Annotated in this window: 27 protein-coding genes; 12 read left to right on the top strand and 15 right to left on the bottom strand. The window is 50.5% G+C overall.

Annotated features, from left to right (window positions below):
• Positions 1-150: 150 nt before the first annotated feature.
• The gene (locus Z042_RS16550; protein WP_024913058.1) at positions 151-966 is read right to left on the bottom strand and encodes a C40 family peptidase; all 816 of its coding nucleotides are present in this window, start codon (positions 964-966) and stop codon (positions 151-153) included.
• Between the two features lie 411 nt (positions 967-1,377).
• Between Z042_RS16550 and Z042_RS16545 the strand changes: the two genes are divergently transcribed.
• Positions 1,378-1,722, top strand: a complete 345-nt coding sequence (locus Z042_RS16545; protein ID WP_024913059.1) for a Grx4 family monothiol glutaredoxin — start codon at positions 1,378-1,380, stop codon at positions 1,720-1,722.
• A 74-nt stretch (positions 1,723-1,796) separates the two neighbouring features.
• Here the strand turns inward: Z042_RS16545 and rnt are convergent, their stop codons facing one another.
• From rnt to Z042_RS16515, 6 genes are all read right to left on the bottom strand, one after another.
• Positions 1,797-2,477, bottom strand: a complete 681-nt coding sequence (gene rnt / locus Z042_RS16540; protein ID WP_024913060.1) for a ribonuclease T — start codon at positions 2,475-2,477, stop codon at positions 1,797-1,799.
• Positions 2,478-2,545: 68 nt separating this feature from the next.
• A complete protein-coding gene (gene gloA, locus Z042_RS16535; RefSeq protein WP_024913061.1) occupies positions 2,546-2,953 on the bottom strand; it encodes a lactoylglutathione lyase in 408 nt (135 codons plus the stop codon).
• 172 nt (positions 2,954-3,125) lie between these two features.
• A complete protein-coding gene (gene nemA, locus Z042_RS16530; protein WP_024913062.1) occupies positions 3,126-4,223 on the bottom strand; it encodes an alkene reductase in 1,098 nt (365 codons plus the stop codon).
• A gap of 90 nt (positions 4,224-4,313) precedes the next feature.
• A complete protein-coding gene (locus Z042_RS16525) occupies positions 4,314-4,919 on the bottom strand; it encodes a TetR/AcrR family transcriptional regulator (RefSeq protein ID WP_024913063.1) in 606 nt (201 codons plus the stop codon).
• Between the two features lie 230 nt (positions 4,920-5,149).
• Complete coding sequence (gene eptA / locus Z042_RS16520; RefSeq protein ID WP_024913064.1) at positions 5,150-6,805, bottom strand: phosphoethanolamine transferase EptA; 1,656 nt, start codon at positions 6,803-6,805, stop codon at positions 5,150-5,152.
• 134 nt (positions 6,806-6,939) lie between these two features.
• Positions 6,940-7,581: an NAD(P)-dependent oxidoreductase gene (locus tag Z042_RS16515; RefSeq protein WP_024913065.1), complete on the bottom strand. Its 642-nt coding sequence runs from the start codon at positions 7,579-7,581 to the stop codon at positions 6,940-6,942.
• 139 nt (positions 7,582-7,720) lie between these two features.
• Between Z042_RS16515 and Z042_RS16510 the strand changes: the two genes are divergently transcribed.
• The 4 genes from Z042_RS16510 (at position 7,721) to sodC (ending at position 10,666) form a co-directional block, all read left to right on the top strand.
• Positions 7,721-8,650 carry a LysR substrate-binding domain-containing protein gene (locus tag Z042_RS16510; protein ID WP_024913066.1) on the top strand — a complete coding sequence of 310 codons (930 nt, stop codon included), beginning with the start codon at positions 7,721-7,723 and terminating at the stop codon, positions 8,648-8,650.
• A gap of 74 nt (positions 8,651-8,724) precedes the next feature.
• Positions 8,725-8,964: a DUF1289 domain-containing protein gene (locus Z042_RS16505; RefSeq protein ID WP_024913067.1), complete on the top strand. Its 240-nt coding sequence runs from the start codon at positions 8,725-8,727 to the stop codon at positions 8,962-8,964.
• A gap of 97 nt (positions 8,965-9,061) precedes the next feature.
• Positions 9,062-9,958: an aldo/keto reductase gene (locus tag Z042_RS16500; protein ID WP_024913068.1), complete on the top strand. Its 897-nt coding sequence runs from the start codon at positions 9,062-9,064 to the stop codon at positions 9,956-9,958.
• Positions 9,959-10,144: 186 nt separating this feature from the next.
• Positions 10,145-10,666, top strand: a complete 522-nt coding sequence (sodC, locus tag Z042_RS16495) for a superoxide dismutase family protein (RefSeq protein ID WP_024913069.1) — start codon at positions 10,145-10,147, stop codon at positions 10,664-10,666.
• Between the two features lie 64 nt (positions 10,667-10,730).
• Here the strand turns inward: sodC and Z042_RS16490 are convergent, their stop codons facing one another.
• From Z042_RS16490 to Z042_RS16480, 3 genes are read right to left on the bottom strand one after another with little or no spacing between them, the layout of a single operon-like run.
• Positions 10,731-12,764, bottom strand: a complete 2,034-nt coding sequence (locus Z042_RS16490; protein WP_024913070.1) for an FUSC family protein — start codon at positions 12,762-12,764, stop codon at positions 10,731-10,733.
• A gap of 3 nt (positions 12,765-12,767) precedes the next feature.
• The gene (locus Z042_RS16485; RefSeq protein WP_024913071.1) at positions 12,768-13,631 is read right to left on the bottom strand and encodes an efflux RND transporter periplasmic adaptor subunit; all 864 of its coding nucleotides are present in this window, start codon (positions 13,629-13,631) and stop codon (positions 12,768-12,770) included.
• 3 nt (positions 13,632-13,634) lie between these two features.
• Positions 13,635-13,871, bottom strand: coding sequence for a DUF1656 domain-containing protein (locus tag Z042_RS16480; RefSeq protein ID WP_024913072.1), 237 nt, complete (start codon positions 13,869-13,871; stop codon positions 13,635-13,637).
• A 181-nt stretch (positions 13,872-14,052) separates the two neighbouring features.
• Here Z042_RS16480 and slyA point away from each other — a divergent pair, with 181 nt between their 5' ends.
• A complete protein-coding gene (gene slyA, locus Z042_RS16475; RefSeq protein WP_024913073.1) occupies positions 14,053-14,484 on the top strand; it encodes a transcriptional regulator SlyA in 432 nt (143 codons plus the stop codon).
• A gap of 90 nt (positions 14,485-14,574) precedes the next feature.
• On the opposite strand, the gene Z042_RS16470 is transcribed toward slyA, so the two are convergent.
• The gene (locus Z042_RS16470) at positions 14,575-15,039 is read right to left on the bottom strand and encodes an outer membrane lipoprotein (protein WP_024913074.1); all 465 of its coding nucleotides are present in this window, start codon (positions 15,037-15,039) and stop codon (positions 14,575-14,577) included.
• Positions 15,040-15,405: 366 nt separating this feature from the next.
• Between Z042_RS16470 and anmK the strand changes: the two genes are divergently transcribed.
• From anmK to pdxY, 5 genes are all read left to right on the top strand, one after another.
• The gene (gene anmK, locus Z042_RS16465) at positions 15,406-16,527 is read left to right on the top strand and encodes an anhydro-N-acetylmuramic acid kinase (RefSeq protein ID WP_024913075.1); all 1,122 of its coding nucleotides are present in this window, start codon (positions 15,406-15,408) and stop codon (positions 16,525-16,527) included.
• Between the two features lie 42 nt (positions 16,528-16,569).
• A complete protein-coding gene (locus Z042_RS16460; RefSeq protein WP_024913076.1) occupies positions 16,570-16,872 on the top strand; it encodes an MliC family protein in 303 nt (100 codons plus the stop codon).
• An 81-nt stretch (positions 16,873-16,953) separates the two neighbouring features.
• Positions 16,954-17,607, top strand: coding sequence for a pyridoxamine 5'-phosphate oxidase (gene pdxH, locus Z042_RS16455; RefSeq protein ID WP_024913077.1), 654 nt, complete (start codon positions 16,954-16,956; stop codon positions 17,605-17,607).
• A 198-nt stretch (positions 17,608-17,805) separates the two neighbouring features.
• Positions 17,806-19,083: a tyrosine--tRNA ligase gene (gene tyrS, locus Z042_RS16450; protein WP_024913078.1), complete on the top strand. Its 1,278-nt coding sequence runs from the start codon at positions 17,806-17,808 to the stop codon at positions 19,081-19,083.
• A gap of 93 nt (positions 19,084-19,176) precedes the next feature.
• Positions 19,177-20,037, top strand: coding sequence for a pyridoxal kinase PdxY (pdxY, locus tag Z042_RS16445; RefSeq protein ID WP_024913079.1), 861 nt, complete (start codon positions 19,177-19,179; stop codon positions 20,035-20,037).
• Positions 20,038-20,074: 37 nt separating this feature from the next.
• On the opposite strand, the gene gstA is transcribed toward pdxY, so the two are convergent.
• The 3 genes from gstA to Z042_RS16430 all read right to left on the bottom strand — a co-directional run bounded on the left by gstA (position 20,075) and on the right by Z042_RS16430 (position 21,868).
• On the bottom strand, positions 20,075-20,677 hold the full coding sequence (gene gstA / locus Z042_RS16440) for a glutathione transferase GstA (protein WP_024913080.1): 603 nt from the start codon (positions 20,675-20,677) through the stop codon (positions 20,075-20,077).
• 190 nt (positions 20,678-20,867) lie between these two features.
• Complete coding sequence (locus Z042_RS16435) at positions 20,868-21,131, bottom strand: YjbD family protein (RefSeq protein ID WP_024913081.1); 264 nt, start codon at positions 21,129-21,131, stop codon at positions 20,868-20,870.
• A gap of 71 nt (positions 21,132-21,202) precedes the next feature.
• Positions 21,203-21,868 carry an HD domain-containing protein gene (locus Z042_RS16430; protein WP_154666980.1) on the bottom strand — a complete coding sequence of 222 codons (666 nt, stop codon included), beginning with the start codon at positions 21,866-21,868 and terminating at the stop codon, positions 21,203-21,205.
• Between the two features lie 163 nt (positions 21,869-22,031).
• On the opposite strand from Z042_RS16430, the gene Z042_RS16425 reads away from it, so the two are divergent.
• Positions 22,032-22,370: a hypothetical protein gene (locus Z042_RS16425; RefSeq protein ID WP_024913083.1), complete on the top strand. Its 339-nt coding sequence runs from the start codon at positions 22,032-22,034 to the stop codon at positions 22,368-22,370.
• 59 nt (positions 22,371-22,429) lie between these two features.
• On the opposite strand, the gene bla is transcribed toward Z042_RS16425, so the two are convergent.
• Positions 22,430-23,323, bottom strand: coding sequence for a class A beta-lactamase (gene bla, locus Z042_RS16420; protein ID WP_024913084.1), 894 nt, complete (start codon positions 23,321-23,323; stop codon positions 22,430-22,432).
• Between the last annotated feature and the right edge of the window lie 114 nt (positions 23,324-23,437).

Raw genomic sequence — 23,437 nt, 5'->3', positions numbered from 1 at the left:
ATTAATTTTAACAACTTTCCGGGTGAAAAAAAGGTTTAAAAGCAGGTTAGCAGGTGGAGTCCTGCGCTACGTCAGGAAAGGGGTTGTGTTCAGCAGAGCCTATTGGTTCAGCCGCTTACCCACCGCGCTTCAAGCGGCTGGGTAGACAAATTAGCGGATAGTTTTTGGCGTTACGACACGGCGAGCACCGATGTAGTGATCTTGCCAGTAATCATTATTCAACTGGCTGATGCGGATTTCTTCGCCGGTACGCGGTGACTGAATAAATTTGCCATTGCCCAGATAGACACCCACGTGATCGGCAGTGCCGCGGTTGTTGATACGGAAGAACACCAGATCGCCGGTTTCCAGTTCACTTTTTTTGATTGGTGCTGCATCACGCAGGTGATACATCTCATTGGCAGTACGCGGCATTTTGATTTTCACGACGTCTTTATAGGCGTAGTAAATCAGGCCGCTGCAATCAAAACCGGTATGCGGTGAGGAACCTCCCCAGAGGTAAGGTTTACCCATCTGGTTCAGCAACTTATTCATGGCCGTTTGCTTGGCGTGCTGATAACGCTTTTTATGTGCAGGGCTGAGTTGCAGCGGTTTTTCGTGCTTTACCAACTGCGCCGTGGCCAGACCGGTTTTACGATGGCGGCCATAGCCTTTCTTGTAACCTTTTTTGGGAGGAGTGATTTTATTTTTGGCGGTTTGGGTGGTTTGATTCTTCGCTTTAGCAGTAGGGGCTTTCTTGCTGGTTGATGTAGTCTTTTGTCTTGTTTTCGTTGTTTTCTGCGGGGTAACGGTTTTTACTTTTTTGCTGGTTTTAGCCGCTTTCTTTTTCTTGCGGTTATCTGGTTTGGCCTCATTAATCGGGTTTTTGCGCTGATCGGCAGAAACACGGTGCTGCGGCGCAGCATGTGCCAGATTGAAAAACAGGTGTGTAAACAACAGTATAAAAAGCGTAATAATTAAACGCATATCAACATTACCCACCTTGGCTGCAAAACAAATATCGAATGAAAAGACAGTATTCCCGAAATTCGTCATATAAAACAGCGGAGAACTCATAAAGAGTAATTCATATTGTGAGAAAACGTTAATAACATTCGAGATGATGTAAAAACAATAGGCGTGGTGTATGAAAAAACGCCAAAAAAAAGAATGGATTATTATTAATCACATTTATATCGTCAAAACATAATAGTGAAATAGTCTGGCTAAAAATGTTATTCTGTGAACATGTTTTAACCGGAATAGTGCGGTTTCCAGAGCACGTCCGGTAACCGGAATGTCCCTGCAAAAGATGACGTTTTTTTGGTACGGTTCCTGCCGCTACAATAGCTGGTGTGATGCATGTTGTAGCCATGATGTGGCTTGAGGAAGCAATAAATGACGACAATTGAAAAAATTCAGCAGCAGATTTCTGCTAACCCTATTTTACTGTACATGAAAGGTTCACCAAAATTGCCAAGCTGCGGTTTTTCTGCACAGGCCGTTCAGGCGCTTTCTGCGTGTGGTGAGCGTTTCGCCTATGTTGATATTCTGCAAAACCCGGATATTCGTGCCGAGCTGCCTAAATATGCCAATTGGCCCACTTTCCCGCAGCTGTGGGTGGATGGTGAGCTGGTTGGCGGTTGCGATATCATCGTCGAGATGTATCAACGCGGTGAATTGCAGCAGTTGATCAAAGAAACAGCTGAAAAATACAAACAGCAGGAAGACCAGCAACCCTAAAGGGTGAATGGGTTTACTGAAAATGAAACCTCGGGCGGCACCTATTGCAGGGCCGCCCGAGTTATTTATAGCGCTTATTCAGCGTGATTACTGCTAAGTGGCCAGCCACCAAGCCGTTTCCAGCGGTTGACCAATTCACAGAACAGCAGGGCCGTTTGTTCTGTGTCATACAAAGCCGAATGTGCCTGAGTGCTGTCGAACGGCATACCGGCGGCGATGCAGGCTTTGGCCAACACGGTTTGGCCCAATACCAACCCGCTTAACGCAGCGGTATCGAAGGTAGCAAACGGATGGAATGGATTGCGTTTCAGCCCGGCTCGTTCAGCGGCAGCCATCAGGAAGCTGTGATCAAAGTTGGCATTATGTGCCACGATGATCGCACGATTGCATCCCTGATCCTTGATGCCTTTGCGCACGGCTTTAAAAATGGCGTGTAGTGCGTCATATTCACTCACTGCTCCCCGCAATGGGTTATGCGGGTCAATACCGTTGAAGGCCAGGGCTTCTGGTTGCAAATTAGCACCTTCAAAAGGCTCAACGTGAAAATGCAGGGTTTCATCCTGCTGTAACCAGCCGTTCGCATCCATTTTCAACGTGACTGCGGCAATCTCCAGCAGTGCATCAGTCTGAGCATGAAAACCAGCAGTTTCTACATCAATAACAACGGGATAAAACCCACGAAAACGGCCACTCAGGGCGTTAAGATCACTTTTTTCGGCCATCAGTTTCTTATCATCATCGAATACAGCGCGCATTATGACAAATTTCTTGCCCTGATGCAGTGGGGATAAAAGCAGGGCGCGTTACGCGCCCAGAAGAAACCTCAGTTGCCGAGGCCTTGGCCGGCATGTTTATTTTCAACCAGTTCGATTTTGTAACCATCGGGATCTTCAACGAAAGCGATAACTGAAGTTCCACCTTTTACCGGGCCTGCTTCACGGGTGATCTTACCGCCAGCATGGCGAATGCGATCGCAGGTGGCGGCAACATTATCAACGCCCAACGCCAGATGGCCGAATGCAGATCCCATGTCGTAACTGTCAACGCCCCAGTTATAGGTGAGTTCAATCACCGAGCCTTCACTCTCATCGGTATAGCCAACAAATGCCAGCGAGTATTTATACTCGGTGTTTTCGCTGGTACGCAGCAAGCGCATGCCTAATACCTGGGTATAGAAGTCGATAGAGCGTTGCAGATTACCGACACGGAGCATGGTATGGAGTAAGCGCATAATTTCCTCTGATTGGGTATGCCGTGACTCACGGCTGGTAGATTGAAGCCACGACCAGTATAGCCTTGTCATATAAGACAATTCAACGCAGCCAATGGATGGGGGACTTTTGTGACATCGTCACCAATAATTTAGCCGGCATGTAAGCCGGCCAGGATAAAATGCAACAGGTTTACAGAGTGGGGTAATCGGTATAACCCGCAGCACCGCCGCCGTAGAAGGTATTAGCATGCGGTTCGTTCAGCGCTGCTTGCTGTTTAAAACGCTCCAGTAAATCTGGGTTGGCAATGTAACTGCGGCCAAACGCAACGGCATCAATGAAACCTTTTTCGATCAGTTCTTCCGCTTTCTCTGCCGTGTAGGCACCAGCCCCCACAATCACCCCTGTGAAACGGGCGCGAACGGCATCGCGGAAGGCGGTTGAGTAAGGTTTGCCGCCTGCCCAATCAGGTTCAGAAATATGCAGATAGGCAATACCGCGTTTGTTGAGTTCCTCGATCAGATACAGTGCCGCTTCTTCCTGATCTTCACCATTATCCAGGCCATTGAACGGGCCGAGTGGTGAAATACGGATGCCCACACGATCTGCGCCAATTTCGGCGATGCTGGCATCAACCACTTCCAATGTCAGGCGAGTGCGGTTCTCAATATTACCGCCGTACTGATCGGTACGCTGGTTGGAGGCCGGAGACATGAATTGGTGTAGCAGATAACCATGTGCGGCATGCAGTTCAATGTAATCGAAACCTGCTTCGCGCGAGTTGGCGGCAGCATGACGGAAATCGTTCACGATCCCGGCGATTTCCGCGGTTTCCAGGGCTCGTGGGGTTGATGTTGGCACACGAACCCAGGCACCGGTTTCATCACGTATCGTGGTGCGGGTTTCGGCGGCGATTGCAGAAGGTGCAACCGGTGCCTGTTGGCCTGGTTGCAGGCTATTGTGAGAAATCCGGCCAACGTGCCAAAGCTGTACCGCGATATGACCTTGCTCCTTATGAACAGCCTGAGTGATATTTTTCCATGCGGCGATCTGTGCAGGAGTGTGCAGCCCTGGCGCACCCGCGTAACCTTTCGCTTGGAAAGAGATCTGCGTCGCTTCGGTAATGATCAGGCCAGCGCTGGCGCGTTGTGCATAATATTCTGCCATTAATGGCGTAGGAATATCACCCGGCTCAATGCTGCGCAAACGAGTCAGCGGAGCCATGAATACACGATTGGGCAACGTTGCAGAGCCAACTTTCAGGGGAGAGAACAGTTTTTCAATCTTCATACATGTATCCTATATTAATAGACCGGTCGACTAGTTACTGTTAAACCTATTCAAACAATGGCATTTTCAGGGTAAACAAGAGTAGGGAGGTTACGGCTGCGCGGGGCGCAATAACCATTCAATACTTTCCAGTGCGTTAGTCAGTGGAGCTACTGAATGGCGGATTTTTGCCCGCAGTGAAGCGCCCAACCATAAGGAATAAAGCGTTTCCGCCGTTGCTGCCGGGCTCATAGCGGTAGAGAGTGAACCTTCACGTAATCCGCGCTCAATCGCTTCCTGCAAGTGGCTGATAACGCGCGTGGTGCCCGCTTCCAGCGCATGGCGCATCGGCTCTGAAAGATCGCTGACTTCGGCAGAAAGCTTGACGGCCAGGCAGGCGTTGTGACATTCGCTGCTTGAGTGGTAGCTGATTGCCAGAGCGTAGTAACTTAATAGCTGATGACGGGCATCGCTTTTGCTATCCCCAAACAGCGCCTGCATTTTAGCATTGTAGTGCCCGAAGTAGCGTTGCAACATGGCTTCACCAAAGGCTTCCTTCGAGCGAAAATAGTGATAGAACGAGCCTTTGGGCACGCCTGCGGTTGCCAGTAGTTCGCTCAACCCCATGCCGGTAAAACCAAGGCGCAGGCTGAGTGTTTCACCGGTAGCGAGCAGATGTTCACGAGTATCCATGTTGCAGTGCCTAGATTTCGTCATAATGGAACGAGTGTAGTAGACCGGTTGGTCTAGATCAAGTGAAATAAAAACGCTGATAAAATATTTCAGATTGCTGACAAAGTCAGATATTAGGGAGAGCGTACCGATGGGGTCGTAGCGGCGTAAGCCGCCGGAGCGCCCCTCGGTGCGCTAGGCCCGGGTATCTCGGGCTACAAAACACTTTGTTATCAATCTCAAATGCTGATAAAGCATTTCAACTATTGCCGCGTCTAGAGTACGGCAGAAAGGATGAGATCACTCTTGCGGCAATGCTGCAAAATATCCCATTGGGGCTGATATTCATGGGTTTGCACGTTGAGCATGCCCAGCATGGTGTGGAACAAATTATCCTGTGAAACGCTGTCTTGAGCCGCGATGTTATCGAGGCACTGACGATCAACGCCAAAATTATACTGATACCCTGCTGACATCCACATCAGAAACGGTACATGGGTCTGCTGGGAAGGCGCAAACAGATAAGGCGTGCCGTGCAGGTAGATGCCGTTTTCTCCCAGCGATTCGCCATGATCGGCAAGATAAACCATCGCCGTATTGAATTTGCCGCTGTATTGTTGCAACAGTGCAATGGTGTTGCCCAGCATGGCATCGGTATACAGCAATGAGTTGTCGTAGGTATTCACTAATTGCGCATGGGTGCAACCTTGGATCTGGTTGCTGTCACAAGTGGGCAAGAATTGGCGAAATTCCGCTGTACTGCGGCGATAGTAAGCGGGCCCATAGCTGCCTATCTGATGCAGCACAATGACACTGTCACTTTTTAAACTGTCAATGTAGTTACCCAGTTTGTGCAACAGCACATTGTCCATACAGTTATCACCATCGCAATACTGTGGTAATTGCAGTTTAGTCATGTCGATATGTGGAATACGGTCACAAACGCCCTTACAACCACCGCTGTTGTCACGCCATAACACATTAACCCCGGCATGAGCCAAAATATCCATCAGGCCTTCCTGATGAGCTGCTAACGTAGCGTTGTAATTGTTGCGCGACATATTGGAGAACATGCAGGGAATGGAGGTGGCGCTATCAGTACCGCAGGAACGTGTATTCTTGAAATAAACAACGTTGTTTTGTTGTAGGCGCGGGTTGGTTTCGCGTGGATAACCGCCAAGCGAAAAGTTTTCTGCCCGTGCGTTTTTACCGATCACCAAGATAAGCAGCGTCTTCTTTGCCTGGCCGCTGATAAGTGGCCCCAAATGGGCATCCTCCCCGATCTTGACCAGCGGCAGGTTGTGGCTGAAATAATGATACTTGGCAAATTTAACCGTACTGGTCATAAAGTTGGTTGGTGTGAGCATTTTCACCAGGCTTTTATTGTTGCGCAGCAATGAAACGTAATCTTTATAAAACAACGCCGCGACCAACAGGATGACGACAACGGAAAGCATGACGTTAGCGGCGTGTAAACCAATCATGTACCACCAAGGGCGGGTTTTATGGATTTGTATCCAGCCTACCGCAAGTGAAGGAATAATCCCCAAAAGCAACCACAACCCAATGTGGGGTGTGAGCAGTGCAATCACTTCTTGCCAACTGGCTTCAAAAAGATTTTGTATGCTGTTGCCGTCAATCACCGTACCGTAACTGAACATAAAGTAATTGGTGATAGTGCTACCGAGCAGGAGAAAAATAATCAGTGGCTTACGCAGGAAAGGAATGGCCAGTACGCTGAAAATAATGTTCAGGGCGCAAAAAATCACTACCGGCATGGTCGCAGCAAAAATGATGCTGTGAATGTTATCAAAGGTGATATGCGACCAGGCGGTATAAAGGAATAAGGCGTTCTGAGACAGAGTAAAAAACAATGCGCAACCAAGGATAAATCCCAAGCTATGACATTGTAATAATCGACGTAACTGCATTGCCAAATCAGAGTCCAGCCGTTGTGTAGTACGTTGGAATCTACACGGCGAAACTTAAGATAACCTTAAATATTCAGCGCACTACGGGCGAGAGGCCGCAGGAAAGCGGCTGCGAAAGGGCAGCCGTGTACCGATCAATAGGCCGCAGTAAATTGTGCTTTGGTAAACTGCGGGGTTTCGATTTCGTCAATAATGGCTACGGCCAGATCTTCTACAGAAATGCTGGCAGGAGCCTGGCCATTCATCAGCAGTTGAGTGGTTCCCAAACGGAATTGCCCGGTGCGTTTACCCGGCTCCAGCAAGGCGGCAGGGGAAAGATAGGTCCAATCCAACTGAGTTTCGGTTTTTAATTTGTTGCGCAAGTCACGCACTGCCAGGGCTGCCGGGCGGATGTTGGCCGGGAATTGTGGGGTATCAACCAGCTCAACGCCGGGGGCTACTTCCAGGCTACCGGCTCCGCCAACGTACAACAGGCGTGTTACCGCGGATTCCTTTACCGCTTGCAAAATCTGTTGTGCACCTTTAGCCGTTTTTTCATACAGATCATCTTCCGCCCAGCCGGGGTTATAAGCACTGATCACGGCATCTTGGCCCGTGAGCTGCTTTGTCAGCCATTCAGTATCAGCCACATCGCCAAGCGCGATAGTCAGATTAGCGTTATCGGGCAGATCTTTTTTCTGGCGGGCAATCGCGGTAACGGTCAAGCCACGAGCCAGAGCTTCATCCACTACACGGCGGCCAACAAAACCGGTTGCTCCAATAATGACGACTTTCATTCGTTTTCTCCTGTGAAATAAGATTCAGTGTGTTTGCCAAACGGTTCAGGTTTGGTGCGCTGAAGATACTGTAGTACTTAACAACGGCGTTGATTAGTGCCATATTGATGCTTTCTTTATTAAGTAAAACTTCACAGTAATGGACAAATTAAACCGCATGGCGGTGTTTGCTACCGTGGTAGCAGAAGGCTCTTTTGCCGGTGCGGCCCACAGATTGGGCATGACGCCTTCGGCCGTCAGCCAGCATATGCGTTCTCTGGAAAAAACGCTTGGGGTGCCATTGTTGCACCGTTCAACCCGCCGTCTGGCACTGACAGAAGCCGGAGAAGCCTTCTATCCCGGTTGTGAAGCCATGTGGCAGGAAGCGCAGCGTGCGGAACAGCGGCTTGCGGAGTTACGGGATACGTTGGTGGGGGAGTTACGTATTGCTACCACCGTCGGTATCGGCAGTGGGCCATTGGCGGAAGCGCTGGCGCCGCTGTTGTTGGCTCATCCCAAATTGACATTGCGCATTCTGGCAGACGATCAGGTGGTGGATATGATCGAACAGCGCGTGGATATTTCGCTGCGGGTGAATTTGCAACTGGCGGATACCAGTTTGATTGCTCATCACCTGAGCGCATGGCCGTTGGTACTGTGTGCTGCCCCGCGCTACCTCAGCCAGTATGGTGTGCCCGAAACGCCGCAGGATTTGGTGCAGCACCGCTGGATCACCGGCAGTAACCAAGGTTTTCATCTCAGTTTGCATCACCAGTCTGGTGAAACCTTCAAGCTGCGGCTGGCTGCCGGGCAGATTGTCAGCGGCAGCATGAACGTGATGCGGGCTTTTACCCGGAGAGGGTTGGGCATCTCCGGTCAGCCGCTGTATGAAATCAGCGATGAGCTGCGCCGAGGGGAGTTGATAGCTTTGCTGCCGGAATGGCGGCCTGCGGCATTCCGCCTGCACGCGTTGACGCAGGAGCGGGTGCTGCCGGAGAAAACCCGGCAGGCATTGCATTATCTGCGCGATTATTTTCGTCGTCATGGCGAAAAGCCACTTGCCAGCGGCGCAGAGGGCGTCTTCAATTAGCATTAGGTCATGCTCGTTATCCTCCAGGTGATAACGGCCTATCATGGAATACTGCCTAAAACGCAGGAGGATGTGTGGCGCAGCAACTTGAGTTTTTTGACATCCCCAGCCCGTGCCGAGGCATTTGTCAGGCTGATGAACGCGGTTTTTGCCGTGGCTGCCTGCGTAGCCGTGAGGAACGCTTTGGTTGGATGCAAATGAACGATACGCAAAAACGCGATGTTTTGCGCTTGTGCCGCCAACGCTATTTACGCCTGCATCGCGTCAGTAAACAAACTGATGAAATACCGCCAGAACAACCCTCACTTTTTTAAATGTTTCCCGATCTGCGCCTGATAAGGCCGCTTTGCTGCTTCCTACGCCGTAGGGGGTTGTGTATGCTGGCGAAAAATACTGGATGGGGATTTAAAAATGGCAAATCGCATTAAGCTCGCACCGCAGGGGCCTGAATTTTCACGCATGATTTGCGGCTACTGGCGCTTGATGGAGTGGGAAATGTCACCGCAGCAATTGTTGGCATTTATTGAACAACATATCGAATTGGGGGTGACGACGGCGGATCATGCGGATATTTATGGAGGCTATGCTTGTGAACAGGCCTTTGGTGAAGCGATTAAACTGAAGCCCTCGGTGCGCCAAGGCATGGAATTGGTATCGAAATGCGGCATTGCGACCACCGCCAAGCCAGGCAACCCGATAGGCCATTACATTACCGATCGGGCTCATATCGTACAGAGTGCTGAGCAGTCGTTGACCAATCTGCATACCGACTATCTGGATTTGCTGTTGATCCATCGCCCTGATCCGCTGATGGATGCTGACGAGGTGGCTGAAGCTTTTGTAGCATTGCATAAAAGTGGCAAGGTGCGTTATTTCGGTGTCTCCAATTTCACTCCGGCACAGTTTACCTTGTTACAGTCGCGCCTGCCGTTCTCGCTGGTAACCAATCAGGTTGAAATCTCCCCCATTCATCAGCTTGCGATCCTGGATGGAACCTTGGATCAGTGCCAGCAACTGCGTATCAAACCGATGGCCTGGTCGTGCCTGGCAGGGGGGCGGTTGTTCAGCGATGCGGAATTCCAGCCGCTGCGTGATGAATTACAAAAGGTGGCCCAAGAAACGGGTGCCGAAACCATTGAACAAGTGGTTTATGCCTGGGTAATGCGCTTGCCGTCAGCACCTTTGCCGATTATCGGCTCTGGCAAAATCGAACGTGTGCGTTCAGCATTGCGTGCAGAAGAACTGGCGTTGAGCCGCCAGCAATGGTTCCGTATTCGCAAAGCGGCATTGGGCTACGATGTACCCTAAGCAATAAATTCAGTTTTGCTTATCACTGAATTCAATACGCAATACCTGTATAGGTTATGGCGGGTTTGAAGCACGGAGTAATTGTAAAAAACCGTATTTAGTCATTTGAATTTAAAGAAAATTGCTTAATTTTTTATAAATTCTATACTGGAAACTCTGTTACAACTATCGCATGGAGGTTGATTGATGAAACGTTATTGGTGTGCGGCATTAGGCCTAATGGCCTGTGGCGTTGCGCAGGCGGCAACGGTTGAAGTTGAAATGAATCTGGTGACTGCCCAGGGAATTGGTCAGGACATTGGCAAAATCACTATCAGTGAAACGCCTTACGGCCTGTTGTTCACTCCGCAACTCAGTGCGTTGCCTGGTGGGGTACACGGTTTCCACGTGCATGAGAAGGGCAGCTGTGAACCGGGGATGAAAGACGCGAAAGCGGTTGCGGCCTTGGCGGCGGGTGGGCATTTTGACCCGCAAAATACCGGTAAACACCTTGGCCCTTATGGCGATGGGCATTTGGGCGATTTGCCCGCCATCTATGTGACGGGCGATGGTATGGCGAGCGATCCGGTTCTGGCCCCGCGTTTGAAGAAAATCAGTGAAATCGAAGGCAAGGCTCTGATGGTTCATGCGGGTGGCGACAACCATTCCGACCATCCGAAGCCGTTAGGTGGTGGTGGCGATCGTTTTGCTTGCGGTGTGATTAAGTAAAAACCTTCTCTATTACGCGAAGCCGCAGGGAGCTAAGCCCATCCTGGCGGCAACGCAGTTTGCGTTAAGATGTCGCGGACGTCATTTCTGTTATCTCTGGCGGTGAAATTGCTTGCTGTAGCTGTTGCAGTGAACAGTAGAGCCGCCAAATCAGCCCAGCTAAATCGCGTGCGGCCTGTTCTGGGTGGTGCGCAAGCACGTTACTCATACGTTGCAGTTCTTGCAGCGTTGCATCCAATGAGCGGTGTTGCACACCTTTTTCTGTGATGATGCCCTTAAGGTGACGAAGACAGACGTCACGCACGGCCAACAGGGGATCTGAACGGGTTTGCCATTCGCGTAAGTGCCAAACGATATGGCTACAGTTCAACAACACCACTCCCCAACGCAATACCCAGGTACGGGCTTCCTGATCCTGGCTTTGACTCAACTGGTTGATACGGTGGTAGATACGGGATTCAAACAGGCTTTCGCTCTGCTGCGGTTTTTTGCTCAACTGATCGATAAATTCACGACGCAGTGCGCGAATAATACGCTGGCTTTTGCGTTTATCTGAGCTGGGGCGCAGGATTTGGAACGCCAGCCCGGCCAGCAATACTCCAACAATCTTGCCGATACTGTCGTTCATAAAGGATTGATAGTCATAGCTGGGGGGATTAGTGATGGCGAGAAATGACCCCATAAACACGATTAACTGGCCCCACAGTGGCGCATAAAGGGGATGCTGTAATTTCATCATCTGCATCGTCACCAAAATCGGCAACAAAAAGGCACAAAATACCCAGAAATCATCAATCTGGATCATCAGGCCGAACTTCATCACAAAGCAGAAAACGAACAGCAAAGAGACGGCTTTTAGCAGAGTGGTGATGGATTTGATTGGCGAAGGTGTGGATGAATAGAGTACGCAACTGATGGCGATCAAGGTTAGCGCTGAACTCCCCGCATCCCATTGGGTGCTGATCCAATAAGCGCAACCGAGCAGGATGCATAAAAAAGTGCGCAACCCATTGTAGGCGGCTTCATAACTGTCGGTATGGTGAGCCAGTGCCGTGACACGCGGCGGAGCGATATTATTGATCCGAGGTGCATTTTCCAGCTGCTGTAACCCACGGCTGCAACGCAGATAAAGCCAGCAGAAATGCCGTAACCGCAGGAAAAAAGCACGGTGGCGATAATCGGCAGGAGCCGGTGGCGTGAGGAGTTGCAGGATGCGCGCCAGCCGGTATTTATCGGTGCCGGGATTGTGCAGTTCCTTTAGTAGTTGTTCTAACACCGGTGCCAGGTTTGCCGGTTGATCCGGCCAGTTCAGCAACATGCGCCGCAGGCTGGAAATCACGCTGGTCATACGCAATTGCTGGTGCAGCAGGTAGTTGAGCAGGTTGTTTTGGCGGCGCAGCCGATAGTGGCTCCAGAAAGCCTGAATGCGCAAGACGTTCAGCGTCAGGATCTGACCAATCACGCCCTCGTGTGAAGCCCGTATCCGCAGGCTGACTTCCGGTTGCCACAGCATTGCCGCATGTTCCAAGAGCCGTAAATGCATGCTCCGCAGTGAGATAAGCAGCGTTTCGCCGTCCGAAGTGCTAGGCAGGATCATCATCATCAACCCAGCACATAAAATGCCGGTAATCACCTCGCAGACACGTGCCTGGGCGATATCAAAGATCTCCTGCGTATCGGTGACATTCACCGTACTGAACACGATGATGGCAGCGGTATAGCCCGCCAGAGCAAAAGCATAGGAAACGTTATTTTGATAGTGATTGGAAATGTAGGTACATAGCCCCAACCAAGTGGCAATCGACAACGTAAACAGCCAAGGATCGTTCAGGCCATGACCGGCAATGATCAGAGAGGCCATCGCGCCAATCAGGCTGCCAAAAATCCGGCCAATACTTTTACTGATCACACCACCCACCGTCGGGAAACTGACCACCGCGGCAGAGGTCAGAGCCCAATAGGGTTCGCTGAGTTGCAGAACGAAGGCGACCCATAACGCGAGACACATAGCCAGCGAGTTACGCAATGCATAACGCCATTGTCCACCCGTGGCTTTTCCCCAGGGAGTCTGTTTCCATTCCAGAAAAGGCAGGTTCACCGGTCAATCCTGAGTATGAATTGAAATGGTGCAGGTTGTGCCTGCCACCAGAGGTAAATCATCCGGTACATTGAGCAGTTTTATCCTCACTGGCACCCGTTGTGCCAAACGAATCCAGGGGACATTCGGTTTCACGTCCATTAATAAATCGCTGCTGTTTTCTACGCTCTGATCATAAATCGCCCGGCCAATGCTTTCTACTTGTCCCTGTAAAGGAATGTTGCCGTTATATAAGACGATATCGGCTTTACGGCCTTCTTTTATATGCCGCAGTTTGGTCTCTTCAAAATAGCCGAGCACATAGAATGAGTGAATATCCAACAGGGCGACCAACGGGATACCCGCAGTGGCGTAGTTACCGACACGCGCCTGCAAATTGGTAATATAGCCATCCGTTGGTGCATAAATTCTTGTCTTGCTTAAATTCCACTTGGCTTGTTCCAGATTGGCCTGTGCGGCTTTATAAGCGGCTTTCATGGCCTCTGCGGTTAAATTGGATTCATCTAAATCTTCAGAGGAAATAACGCTGTGTGGCAAATTGCGGCGGCGGGCGGCTTCATGTTCGGATTTAGCCAGTTCCGACTGTGCTTTTGCCAATGCAGCCTCCGCATTATCTAAGGCGATTTGATAAGGCACGGGGTCGATACTAAAAATCAGACTTCCCGCAGGGATGAACTGATTGTCACGAACATTAATTTTCTCTAACCTACCAGAAACTTCCGAAGTGATATTGACGAGCTCTGCGCGTACTTTCCCATCGCGTGTCCATGGGGATTGCATATAGCTATTCCATAACCACCAACCTGCATAGAGGGCAATAGCACACACAATAACCGTTGAGAAGTATTTTAGTGTTTTATGATTCATGAGTTACCAACTTGCTAAAATCCACAGAGAGCCACTGACGGCAATGACGAAAATGGATAAGTCCATCAACATGGGATGCCAGATTTCACCGGAATAAATCCAATCACGCAGCAGGTGATGAATCAGCAGCCAAAACATCAATCCGAGTAAGAATGCTTTAAATATTGGGGGGAAATAAAGTGATGCACCAAGCACCAAATCGGTGAGGGGAGATGCAGGATGAGGCCAAGATGTATTCACGTTAACAATCCCTATGAGTGAATATGGAAAGATATCCGCACAGAGGATAACCAATGACTGAGAAGTTTAGTGGTGACTTTTACAATATAGATTATATACATTTGTATTTTTAATATAGCTTAATCAAAATGGTCTACACTTTGGAATACAATATTAGCATGCTAATTATAAGGAGGTGAAAGTGGAATCTACATTAGGTTCAGATTTAGCACGATTAGTTCGTGTCTGGCGAGCGTTGATTGATCATCGGCTCAAACCCTTGCATCTCACGCAAACACATTGGGTAACTTTGTATAATATTAACCGTTTACCGCCTGAGCAATCGCAAATTCAGCTTGCAAAAGCGATTGGCATTGAGCAGCCTTCTTTGGTTCGAACGCTGGATCAGCTGGAAGATAAAGGGTTGATCACCCGCCACACCTGCGCGAATGATCGGCGTGCAAAGCGCATCAAACTGACAGAGGCAGCCGAACCTATTATTCAGGAAGTGGATAATGTGATTACCTCAACAAGAGGAGAAATCCTCAACGGTATTTCAACAGATGAAGTAAAAGTTTTAATAAGCCTGCTTGATAAACTTGAACAAAACATCACTGAGCTGCAAGAAAAATAATAAATTTAGTGATGGTAGCAAATCATTTTTATGCAACATCAAAATTGAAAGCGGAGGCTTTGAGCCTCCAGCTTTACCCACGAAAAAGAATTACAGTGGTGAAACGGTCACAGTGCTGCCGTTTTGCGCCATACGCACGCGCTGGCCTGGGCTGAACTGAGTCGAACCGGCTCTCTGTACAACGATAATGTTTTCTCTGTTATCGGTTCTGATTTCCAGTTCAACGCCATTAGTACGGGCAGCGACGCTACCAATACTATTACCGACAACGCCGCCCGCAACGGCACCTGCGGCGGTTGCCAGGCTGCGGCCTGTACCCCCCCCGATGGTATTTCCCAGGAAACCACCCAGAACCGCGCCACCGATGGTGCCGATCGTGTTGGCCGTATCACTGCCCTGAATCTGTACCGGGCGCACCGATACTAAGGTGCCAAAAGTCACCGTCTGTACACGCTTGGCATCAGTGGCTGAATATACATCACCAGAGGTTGTTGGGTCGGCACAACCTGCTAGCGCGATTCCGACGAGAACAATGGTGAAAAGACGCTTGATCATATAAAACTCCTGCGGTTGGTAATCCTGATTTGGGAAACCAGCTCAAACCAGATTTAATGAAATATCTTAACAAGTATGGCTGAACATGCGTAATACCACTATGGACTCGCTATTGTACACAGCTTAACTTTGGCCTCTTTAACCAATAATAAACGGTGGTTTAGCTTTATAACAGAGCGTGGGGAAAATAAGCGTAACTTTTTGTTGTCATTAATTACGGATGATGACATCCATTACCAATACGAAATAAGGCATTTTATGTAAAAAATGTAAAAAAACATCATAATTCATGGCGTTAATGACAAACTTCTGGTTTATTTAATGAGCTAAAAGGTTTTCAGCCCTGAATGAAGAAAGGATATTGCTATGAAGTCAGGACGCTATATCGGTGTTATGTCAGGCACCAGTCTAGATGGAATTGATGTGGTTCTTGCCGCCATTGATGAACGTATGGTGGCACAGCAAGCCAGTTATAGCCACCCGATGCCGATCCCTATTAAGGAAGATATTCTGGCGATGTGCCAGGGGCAGCAAACAACGCTTTCGGCGGTTGGCCGGTTGGATGCGCAATTGGGCACTCTGTTTGGCGAAGCGGTCATGACTCTGTTGAAGCAAGCCGATGTTCCTGCACATGCCATCACCGCTATTGGTTGCCATGGGCAGACGGTATGGCATGAGCCCGAAGGTGAGATGCGTTTTTCTATGCAATTGGGAGATAACAACCGGGTGGCAGCGCTAACCAATATCACCACTGTGGGAGATTTTCGCCGGCGTGATATGGCCTATGGTGGCCAGGGTGCGCCACTGGTGCCCGCATTTCATCAGGCGTTGCTGGCTCATCCCACGGAACGGCGCATGGTATTGAATATCGGCGGCATCGCCAATCTTTCCCTGTTATTACCCGGTATTGCCGTGCGTGGCTTTGATACCGGGCCGGGTAATATGCTGCTGGATACCTGGGTATGGCGGCATCGTGCGCAGCCTTATGATAAGGGGGGCCAGTGGGCGATGGAGGGGCGAGTCTGCTTGCCTCTGTTGCAGCGAATGTTGGCCGATCCTTACTTTGTTTTGCCGGCACCGAAAAGCACCGGGCGTGAATATTTCAATGCCCGTTGGTTGGACCAGCAGTTGGCTACGCTGCCCGGTATCAGCCCAGTGGATGTCATGGCGACGCTAGTTGAACTGACGGTCACCACCATCTGCGAACAGGTGTTGTTGGCAGGAGGATGTGAGCGGTTGCTGGTATGCGGTGGTGGAGCACGTAACCCGCTGCTGATGGCCAGAATGTCGGCATTGTTGCCAGGTATTGAAGTGGCTTCTACGGATAGTTTTGGCGTCAGCGGGGATGATATGGAAGCATTGGCGTTCGCCTGGCTGGCGTTTCGCACGCTTTCCGGGCAGCCCGGCAATTTGCCTTCGGTGACCGGAGCCCGTTGTGAAACGCTGCTGGGTGGGATTTATCCGGTTTTGCCATTGGGCCACCGTTAGCTCTGTTAGGATAGATAATGGTATATCTTAAGGAGCAATAGCATGAAGAAGGTTCTGATGAGCGCCATTATTCTGCTGTCGGCGGGTTGTAGTCATATGATGCAGCAGAAAAACCAAACGTTGCATTATCAATGTGGCACCACACCGCTGACCGTTACACTGAATGCTAAAACGAGCACGGCCAGTTTCCTGATGGATGGTGAACAGTTGCAATTGAAGCAGGTAGCGGCAGCGTCAGGCACTCGATACAGCGATGGCAAGTACGTTTTCTGGTCGAAGGGGCAAAGTGCCTGGGTTGAACGCCACGACAGAGTGATCATGAGTGATTGTACAGTGATCCAGTGAAGCAACATCAGAACGATTGAGATTCTGGTGCCACAGGCGCAGAATGTCATGACGAATTCACCGGTTGGTTGATACCCCCAGATGGCTGATAATAATGAATTTGATGTTGCGGATCTGCGCCGCGAATACACTCGTGGTGGCCTGCGCCGTCATGATCTGACCACTAATCCCCTGGCGTTGTTCGAACGTTGGTTGAAGCAGGCCTGTGATGCACGTTTGGCCGATCCTACCGCCATGTGCGTGGCCACGGTGGACGAACAGGGGCAGCCTTTCCAACGTATCGTGCTGCTCAAACATGTTGATGACCAAGGTTTGGTGTTCTATACCAATCTGGGCAGCCGCAAGGCGCAGCAACTGGCGAAAAACCCGCGTATCAGTCTATTATTCCCTTGGCATATGCTTGATCGGCAAGTGATCTTTCTTGGTCAAGCCGAGCGGCTATCCACGCTGGAAGTGATGAAGTATTTCAACAGCCGCCCCAAAGACAGCCAGATTGGCGCCTGGGTTTCGCAACAGTCATCACGTATTTCTGCGCGGGGCGTATTGGAAAGCAAATTCCTCGAACTGAAACAAAAATTCCAACAGGGTGAGGTGCCATTGCCCAGTTTTTGGGGCGGTTTTCGTGTCAAATTTGACTCTGTTGAATTCTGGCAGGGAGGCGCGCACCGTTTGCACGATCGTTTCCTGTATCAGCGCGCTGGAAATGACTGGAAAATTGACCGACTGGCACCCTGATCGACGGAAAATCCCTTTTAAGCGCTGGTGCTGATGCCGCTGGCGTTTTATTCTATACCCCTTATTTTTCAAGCTGCCGCATTGTTGGCCGCGGCTTGGCATTTATGGGGTAGATGCACGACCCCTGAATTTATGATTTCGCCAGCGGGCGAAGGCCGTGTACCGGCAAAGGTGCATTCGTTTATACATGGAGAAATGATGGCTAGCATCAACCTGATTCAACAATTGCAAGAGCGGGGCCTGGTGGCCCAGGTGACGGACGAGGAAGCGTTAGCAGAGCGGCTGGCGCAAGGGCCAATTGCACTGTATTGCGGTTTCGATCCGACCGCTGACAGCTTGCATTTGGGCCATCTGGTGCCTCTGCTGTGCCTGAAACGTTTCCAACTGGCGGGGCACAAACCGGTCGCCTTGGTCGGTGGTGCGACCGGGATGATCGGTGATCCCAGTTTTAAAGCCGATGAACGCAAGCTGAACACCACGGAAACGGTCAATGAATGGGTAGGGAAAATCCGTAAACAGGTTGCTCCGTTCCTTGATTTTGACTGCGGCGGCAACAGCGCGGTGGTGACGAATAACTATGAGTGGTTCGGCGGCATGAACGTGCTGAGCTTCCTGCGTGACATCGGTAAACATTTTTCGGTCAACCAGATGATCAACAAGGAAGCGGTGAAGCAGCGTCTGAACCGCGATGATTCGGGCATTTCCTTCACTGAGTTTTCCTATAACCTGCTGCAAAGTTTTGACTTTGCTGAGTTGTACCACCGCCATCAGGTGGAGTTGCAGATTGGCGGTTCTGACCAGTGGGGCAATATCACCTCCGGTATCGATCTGACCCGCCGTATGCATCAAAAGCAGGTATTCGGTTTTACTGTTCCGTTGATCACCAAAGCTGACGGTACCAAATTTGGTAAAACCGAAGGTGGAGCGGTCTGGCTGGCGCCGGAAAAAACCAGCCCGTACAAGTTTTACCAGTTTTGGATTAATGCGGCGGATGCGGATGTTTATCGCTTCCTGAAATTCTTCACCTTCCTGAGCCTGGAAGAAATCAATGCGTTGGAAGAAGAAGATCGGAACAGTGACAAAGCACCACGTGCTCAGTACGTGCTGGCGGAAGAGGTGACCGGTATGGTGCACGGCGCCGAAGGGCTGGCGGCGGCGCAGCGTATTACCCAGAGCCTGTTCTCGGGTGCGTTGCACGACATGACGGAAGCCGATTTTGCGCAGTTGGCGCAGGATGGTATGCCGACGGTCAAGCTGGGGCGCGATGCTGATTTGCAGCAGGCGCTGGTCAATGCAGAACTGGTGCCGTCGCGCGGGCAGGCCCGTACCATGATCGGTTCCAATGCGGTTACCATCAACGGTGAGAAGCAGGCCAATCCAGAATACCTGTTTACCGACAGCGATCGTCTGTTTGGCCGTTACACACTGCTGCGCCGTGGTAAGAAGCATTACTGTCTGGTTGATTGGCAAGCGTAATCCCTGTGTGCAAAGGGCCCTCAGGGCCCTTTTACTTTACAGGGTCAGGGCACAGGTGTTTCCTGTGGTGGTGTTTAAGGTCAGGTTGTTTTGATGAAAAATATTCTTTCTATACAATCGCATGTCGTGTTCGGGCATGCAGGTAACAGTGCCGCAGAGTTTCCGATGCGCCGTATGGGCGTTAACGTTTGGCCATTGAATACCGTGCAGTTTTCCAATCATACCCAGTACGGCCAGTGGACTGGCTGTGTGATGCCAGCCAGCCATCTGACCGAAATTACTCAGGGTATTGCCGCTATTGATAAGCTGAAAAGCTGTGATGCGGTACTGAGTGGTTATATTGGTTCGCCGGAACAGGGCGGCCACATTCTGGAGATTGTGCGGCAGGTAAAACAGGCCAACCCTAATGCGTGGTATTTCTGTGATCCGGTCATGGGGCACCCGGAAAAGGGCTGTATTGTGGCACCGGGCGTTGCCGAATTTTTGTGCCAGCAGGCACTGCCGTACAGCGATATTGTGGCTCCGAACCTGTTGGAGCTGGAACTGCTGAGTGGACAGGAAGTCAGTAGTGTGGAACAGGCGGTCAAGGTTGCCCGTGAACTGATCGCCAAAGGCCCGAAGGTGGTCTTGGTAAAACACCTCAGCCGCGCGGGTTATCAGCCCAACAGCTTTGAGATGTTGCTGATAACGGCCGACGAAGCCTGGCATATCAGCCGCCCGTTGGTGGACTTTGGTGCACGTCAGCCGGTGGGCGTGGGCGATTTGACCAGCGGTTTGTTGCTGGTGAATCTGCTGAAGGGCGCGGCGTTGGATAAAGCGCTGGAGCACGTCACGGCGGCGGTATATGACGTAATGCTCATGACGCAAACTATGGGTGAGTATGAATTACAGGTGGTGGCGGCGCAGGATTGTATTGTGCAGCCGCGCGGTGAGTTCAAAGCGGTTAAATTGTAAAATAAATCCCCGGCCATTAGCGCCGGGGACAGAGTTATTACTGTGCTTCTGCGCGCAACGTAGCTTCTACCGCCGGGCGAGCCGCGACGCGGTCGAAATAGGCGGTTAAATGCGCGTGCTTTTTGAGATCGAACTGCATAGCCAACGCCCAGCGCAGCACGGTGAACAGATAAGCATCCGCCACGCTGAAACGGTTGCCTAGCAGGTAATGCTGTTTTGCCAACACCGAATCCAGATAGCTGAACTGGCTCTCCAGTTTTTCCCGCACGATGACTTTATATTCATCCGGTGTTTTTGGGTTAAACAGCGGGCTGAAGCCTTTATGTATTTCCGTTGAGACATAGTTCAGCCATTCAATGGCGTGATAGCGTGAAAGTGTTCCCGCTGCCGGGATCAGATTACGATCCGGGACGCGATCGGCGAGATATTGCACAATCGCGACGCCCTCGGTCAGCAGGCTGCCATCGTCAAGTACCAGAGCCGGGACTTGCCCCTTCGGATTGATTGCCAGATAGTCGGCACCACTTTCCGTTTTCTTCTGGGCCAAATCGACTTTTTCCGCAGTAAAATCTAATCCTGCCTCACGTAGAATGATGTGTGGTGATAGGGAACAGGCACCGGCTTTATAGAACAATTTCATCGGAAACTCCTTGATAGTGATGAGTGACAGGCACATGTAACCTCTCATCCTAGTTCTCTGGCGCTAAAATTACAGCGGTTTTGCCAATTAAATTTAATTAACGCACGATTTCTACAGCTTGCCCTTGGCGGGTAAATCTAATGATAAGTACGATTAAGCAGCAAAACCCCGCCAGGGGCGGGGTCTGTTTTCAACGATGTGGGCGGGTGCTGATGGAGGCGGTCCAGCTGAATGTTGCGCTGGTGGGTTGCGCGCGTTTGGCTTTGCGCTCTGCTCGGGCTACTTTGGCAATTTTTTCACGTGCGGCCATAATGCGCTCAATGGCTTCATCTTTCACTCTGTTTTGTTCAGCGTTGGTTAATGGTCGGCCATGATGTTTACGTGCTCTATCCAACTCGGTTTTTACTTCACGTTGCTCGCTTTCCGTCATGTCTTTCAGCGTCAGTTTTTTCATTATCGCCACCTGTTTTGTGAAGTTAGCCTTCAGTGTACAGGATTTATGTCATAAATATTGCTGCACAGTTATCAAACTTCTTCTTGAAGCTCATTCAGGAAGCGCTGCATGCGTGCCGTCCGCTGTGCAGCCAGGGTTCGGCCCGTTGAGGTCTGAAACTTATCCTGTAGTTTAAACAGCTTGGTTTCAAAGTGATCCAGAGTGAAACGCTTATCGTCGTACTGGCGCCGCTGTGCCAGCGGATCGGCGGCATCATAAAGCGCACTGCGCATGCGGCCACCGATATAAAAGCAACGGGCGACGCCAATCATACCAATCGCATCGAGCCGGTCGGCATCCTGTAGGATTTTTGCCTCCAGCGTTTGCGGGAGAATGGCAGCAGAAAAACTGTGTGCCTCGATCGCATGCGCCGTTTTTTCGATATCTGCGGTAGCCCAATTGAGTTTGGCCAGCGTGGTAGCTGCCTTTTCTGCCGCCATACGTGAAGCCAGATGGCGCTGCGGTGAGTTCTTTTCTACCGTTACACAGTCATGTAATAAAACCGCAGCACAAAGAATTCGCAGATCGCCCCCTTCATTGCGGCTGATTTGGCGAACGTTTTTCCACACGCGGTGTAAGTGGGCCACATCGTGAGAACCATCATCGCCATCAAGCGTCAGCGGTAACAACTCTTGGGCCAATTCCTGATAGGGCTGAAAAGGGAGCAGCAATTCTGGAGATAATACAGAAGCAAGCACGGATAACTCCTTATTTACGGGTTAACGGGCATGAGTTTGACCCTATTTACGATCTTACCAAAGTATTTCTGCCGAATATAAATCATATCAAGAGAGATTAAATAGGGGTAAAAGCATGATAAATTATTCATAATTTTTGATTTTATATTCAACAAGGTGAGTTATGATCGTCAGAACTTGGCACGGCTGTGTGCCGTTAGCCTATCGGCAAGGATTTGCCGAACATTTGGCTGTTACCGGTGTTCAGCACGCTGAATCAGTTGCGGGTAATTGCGGAGCCTTCGTCAGGCAGGAAATTCAGGGCCAGTATGCGCATTTTTTTCTGGCTACCTATTGGGAATCGTTGCAGGCCATCAAACGTTTCGCTGGCGAAGATTACCATATCGCCGTGACTTACCCGGATGACGAGGCTTTTGCCCTGATTTCCGATCCTTGTGTTTTTCATCATCAGGTTGATGATGTTATCCCCAACGCGCTTGGCCTGGTAGAGAGCCAAGGCTGAGCGGTGAGGCGAGATGAGCCTCAAGAATGAGGCCCATGATTGAACCGAAGGCAGGGGGATTATGCAAACGCCTGGCTGGCGATACGCGTTGCGGAGGCAATTACCTCATTATTGGCTTTGGCATCCTGCTGCGGTTGAGTGAAGTAAATGGCGATCACCAGTGGGGCACGCTTCTCTTGCCAAACGATACCGATATCGTTAGTGGTGCCGTAGCTGCCACCGCCGGTTTTATCAGCAACGATCGCACCGGCGGGTACGCCAGCACGAATACGTTGATCTCCGGTAGTATTCCCCTTCATCCAGATGACCAATTGCTCGCGTTGTGCTTCCGGCAATGCATTCCCCAAGGCCAATTTTTGCAGGCTGCTGGCCATGGCGGCAGGGGTAGTGGTATCGCGTTCATCACCCGGAATCGCGCTATTAAGCTCAGTCTCCCAGCGATCCAGACGGAATGCGGTATCACCGATGCTGCGAGCAAAAGCGGTAATGGCCGCTGGCCCACCAAGCTGTTTCATCAGCAGATTGGCCGCTGCGTTATCACTGTACTGGATGGTGGCGGCGCACAGTTCGGCAACGCTCATGCCACGGTTAAGGTGTTTTTCAGTGACAGGTGAGTGGGCCACCAAATCGCTTTTTGAGTAACGAACAGGCTGCTGCATAAAGCCAGGGTTGCTCACACTGTGGTGTAAAATGGCACCAGCGACCATCATTTTGAAGGTACTACAGAATGGGAAACGTTGTTCGCCATTCAGTTGCAGCGTTTCGCCTCCAGCAGTATCGATAACTACAACCCCCAAGCGGCCACCGCTGGCTTTTTCCAGAGCGGCAAGCTGTTGTTGGGCGTACTGTAGTTTATTATCGGCGGCATACGCCAGTAGTGGGCTGAATGCATTGATCACGGGAATCGCTGCCGCTGTCAGAAGCAATTTACGGCGCTGTGGGGAAAAGGGCATGGAAGATTATCCTGGTAGATTATTCGATGCCCTATTATATGCAGATTCATCAAGTTATATGCGGTGGCAACGAGAAAATTGTGAGTCATCACGTTGCCTGTACAGTTTAAAGCG

Source organism: Chania multitudinisentens RB-25, assembly GCF_000520015.2.
GTDB classification, from domain to species: domain Bacteria; phylum Pseudomonadota; class Gammaproteobacteria; order Enterobacterales; family Enterobacteriaceae; genus Chania; species Chania multitudinisentens.
This window is presented reverse-complemented; position numbering and strand designations above follow the sequence as displayed.

Coding starts and splice junctions, on each gene's coding strand:
- Z042_RS16550 (WP_024913058.1), bottom strand. CDS start 966: ATGCGTTTAATTATTACGCTTTTTATACTGTTGTTTACACACCTGTTT.
- Z042_RS16545 (WP_024913059.1), top strand. CDS start 1,378: ATGACGACAATTGAAAAAATTCAGCAGCAGATTTCTGCTAACCCTATT.
- rnt (WP_024913060.1), bottom strand. CDS start 2,477: ATGCGCGCTGTATTCGATGATGATAAGAAACTGATGGCCGAAAAAAGT.
- gloA (WP_024913061.1), bottom strand. CDS start 2,953: ATGCGCTTACTCCATACCATGCTCCGTGTCGGTAATCTGCAACGCTCT.
- nemA (WP_024913062.1), bottom strand. CDS start 4,223: ATGAAGATTGAAAAACTGTTCTCTCCCCTGAAAGTTGGCTCTGCAACG.
- Z042_RS16525 (WP_024913063.1), bottom strand. CDS start 4,919: ATGACGAAATCTAGGCACTGCAACATGGATACTCGTGAACATCTGCTC.
- eptA (WP_024913064.1), bottom strand. CDS start 6,805: ATGCAGTTACGTCGATTATTACAATGTCATAGCTTGGGATTTATCCTT.
- Z042_RS16515 (WP_024913065.1), bottom strand. CDS start 7,581: ATGAAAGTCGTCATTATTGGAGCAACCGGTTTTGTTGGCCGCCGTGTA.
- Z042_RS16510 (WP_024913066.1), top strand. CDS start 7,721: ATGGACAAATTAAACCGCATGGCGGTGTTTGCTACCGTGGTAGCAGAA.
- Z042_RS16500 (WP_024913068.1), top strand. CDS start 9,062: ATGGCAAATCGCATTAAGCTCGCACCGCAGGGGCCTGAATTTTCACGC.
- sodC (WP_024913069.1), top strand. CDS start 10,145: ATGAAACGTTATTGGTGTGCGGCATTAGGCCTAATGGCCTGTGGCGTT.
- Z042_RS16485 (WP_024913071.1), bottom strand. CDS start 13,631: ATGAATCATAAAACACTAAAATACTTCTCAACGGTTATTGTGTGTGCT.
- Z042_RS16470 (WP_024913074.1), bottom strand. CDS start 15,039: ATGATCAAGCGTCTTTTCACCATTGTTCTCGTCGGAATCGCGCTAGCA.
- anmK (WP_024913075.1), top strand. CDS start 15,406: ATGAAGTCAGGACGCTATATCGGTGTTATGTCAGGCACCAGTCTAGAT.
- Z042_RS16460 (WP_024913076.1), top strand. CDS start 16,570: ATGAAGAAGGTTCTGATGAGCGCCATTATTCTGCTGTCGGCGGGTTGT.
- pdxH (WP_024913077.1), top strand. CDS start 16,954: ATGGCTGATAATAATGAATTTGATGTTGCGGATCTGCGCCGCGAATAC.
- tyrS (WP_024913078.1), top strand. CDS start 17,806: ATGGCTAGCATCAACCTGATTCAACAATTGCAAGAGCGGGGCCTGGTG.
- pdxY (WP_024913079.1), top strand. CDS start 19,177: ATGAAAAATATTCTTTCTATACAATCGCATGTCGTGTTCGGGCATGCA.
- gstA (WP_024913080.1), bottom strand. CDS start 20,677: ATGAAATTGTTCTATAAAGCCGGTGCCTGTTCCCTATCACCACACATC.
- Z042_RS16435 (WP_024913081.1), bottom strand. CDS start 21,131: ATGAAAAAACTGACGCTGAAAGACATGACGGAAAGCGAGCAACGTGAA.
- Z042_RS16425 (WP_024913083.1), top strand. CDS start 22,032: ATGATCGTCAGAACTTGGCACGGCTGTGTGCCGTTAGCCTATCGGCAA.
- bla (WP_024913084.1), bottom strand. CDS start 23,323: ATGCCCTTTTCCCCACAGCGCCGTAAATTGCTTCTGACAGCGGCAGCG.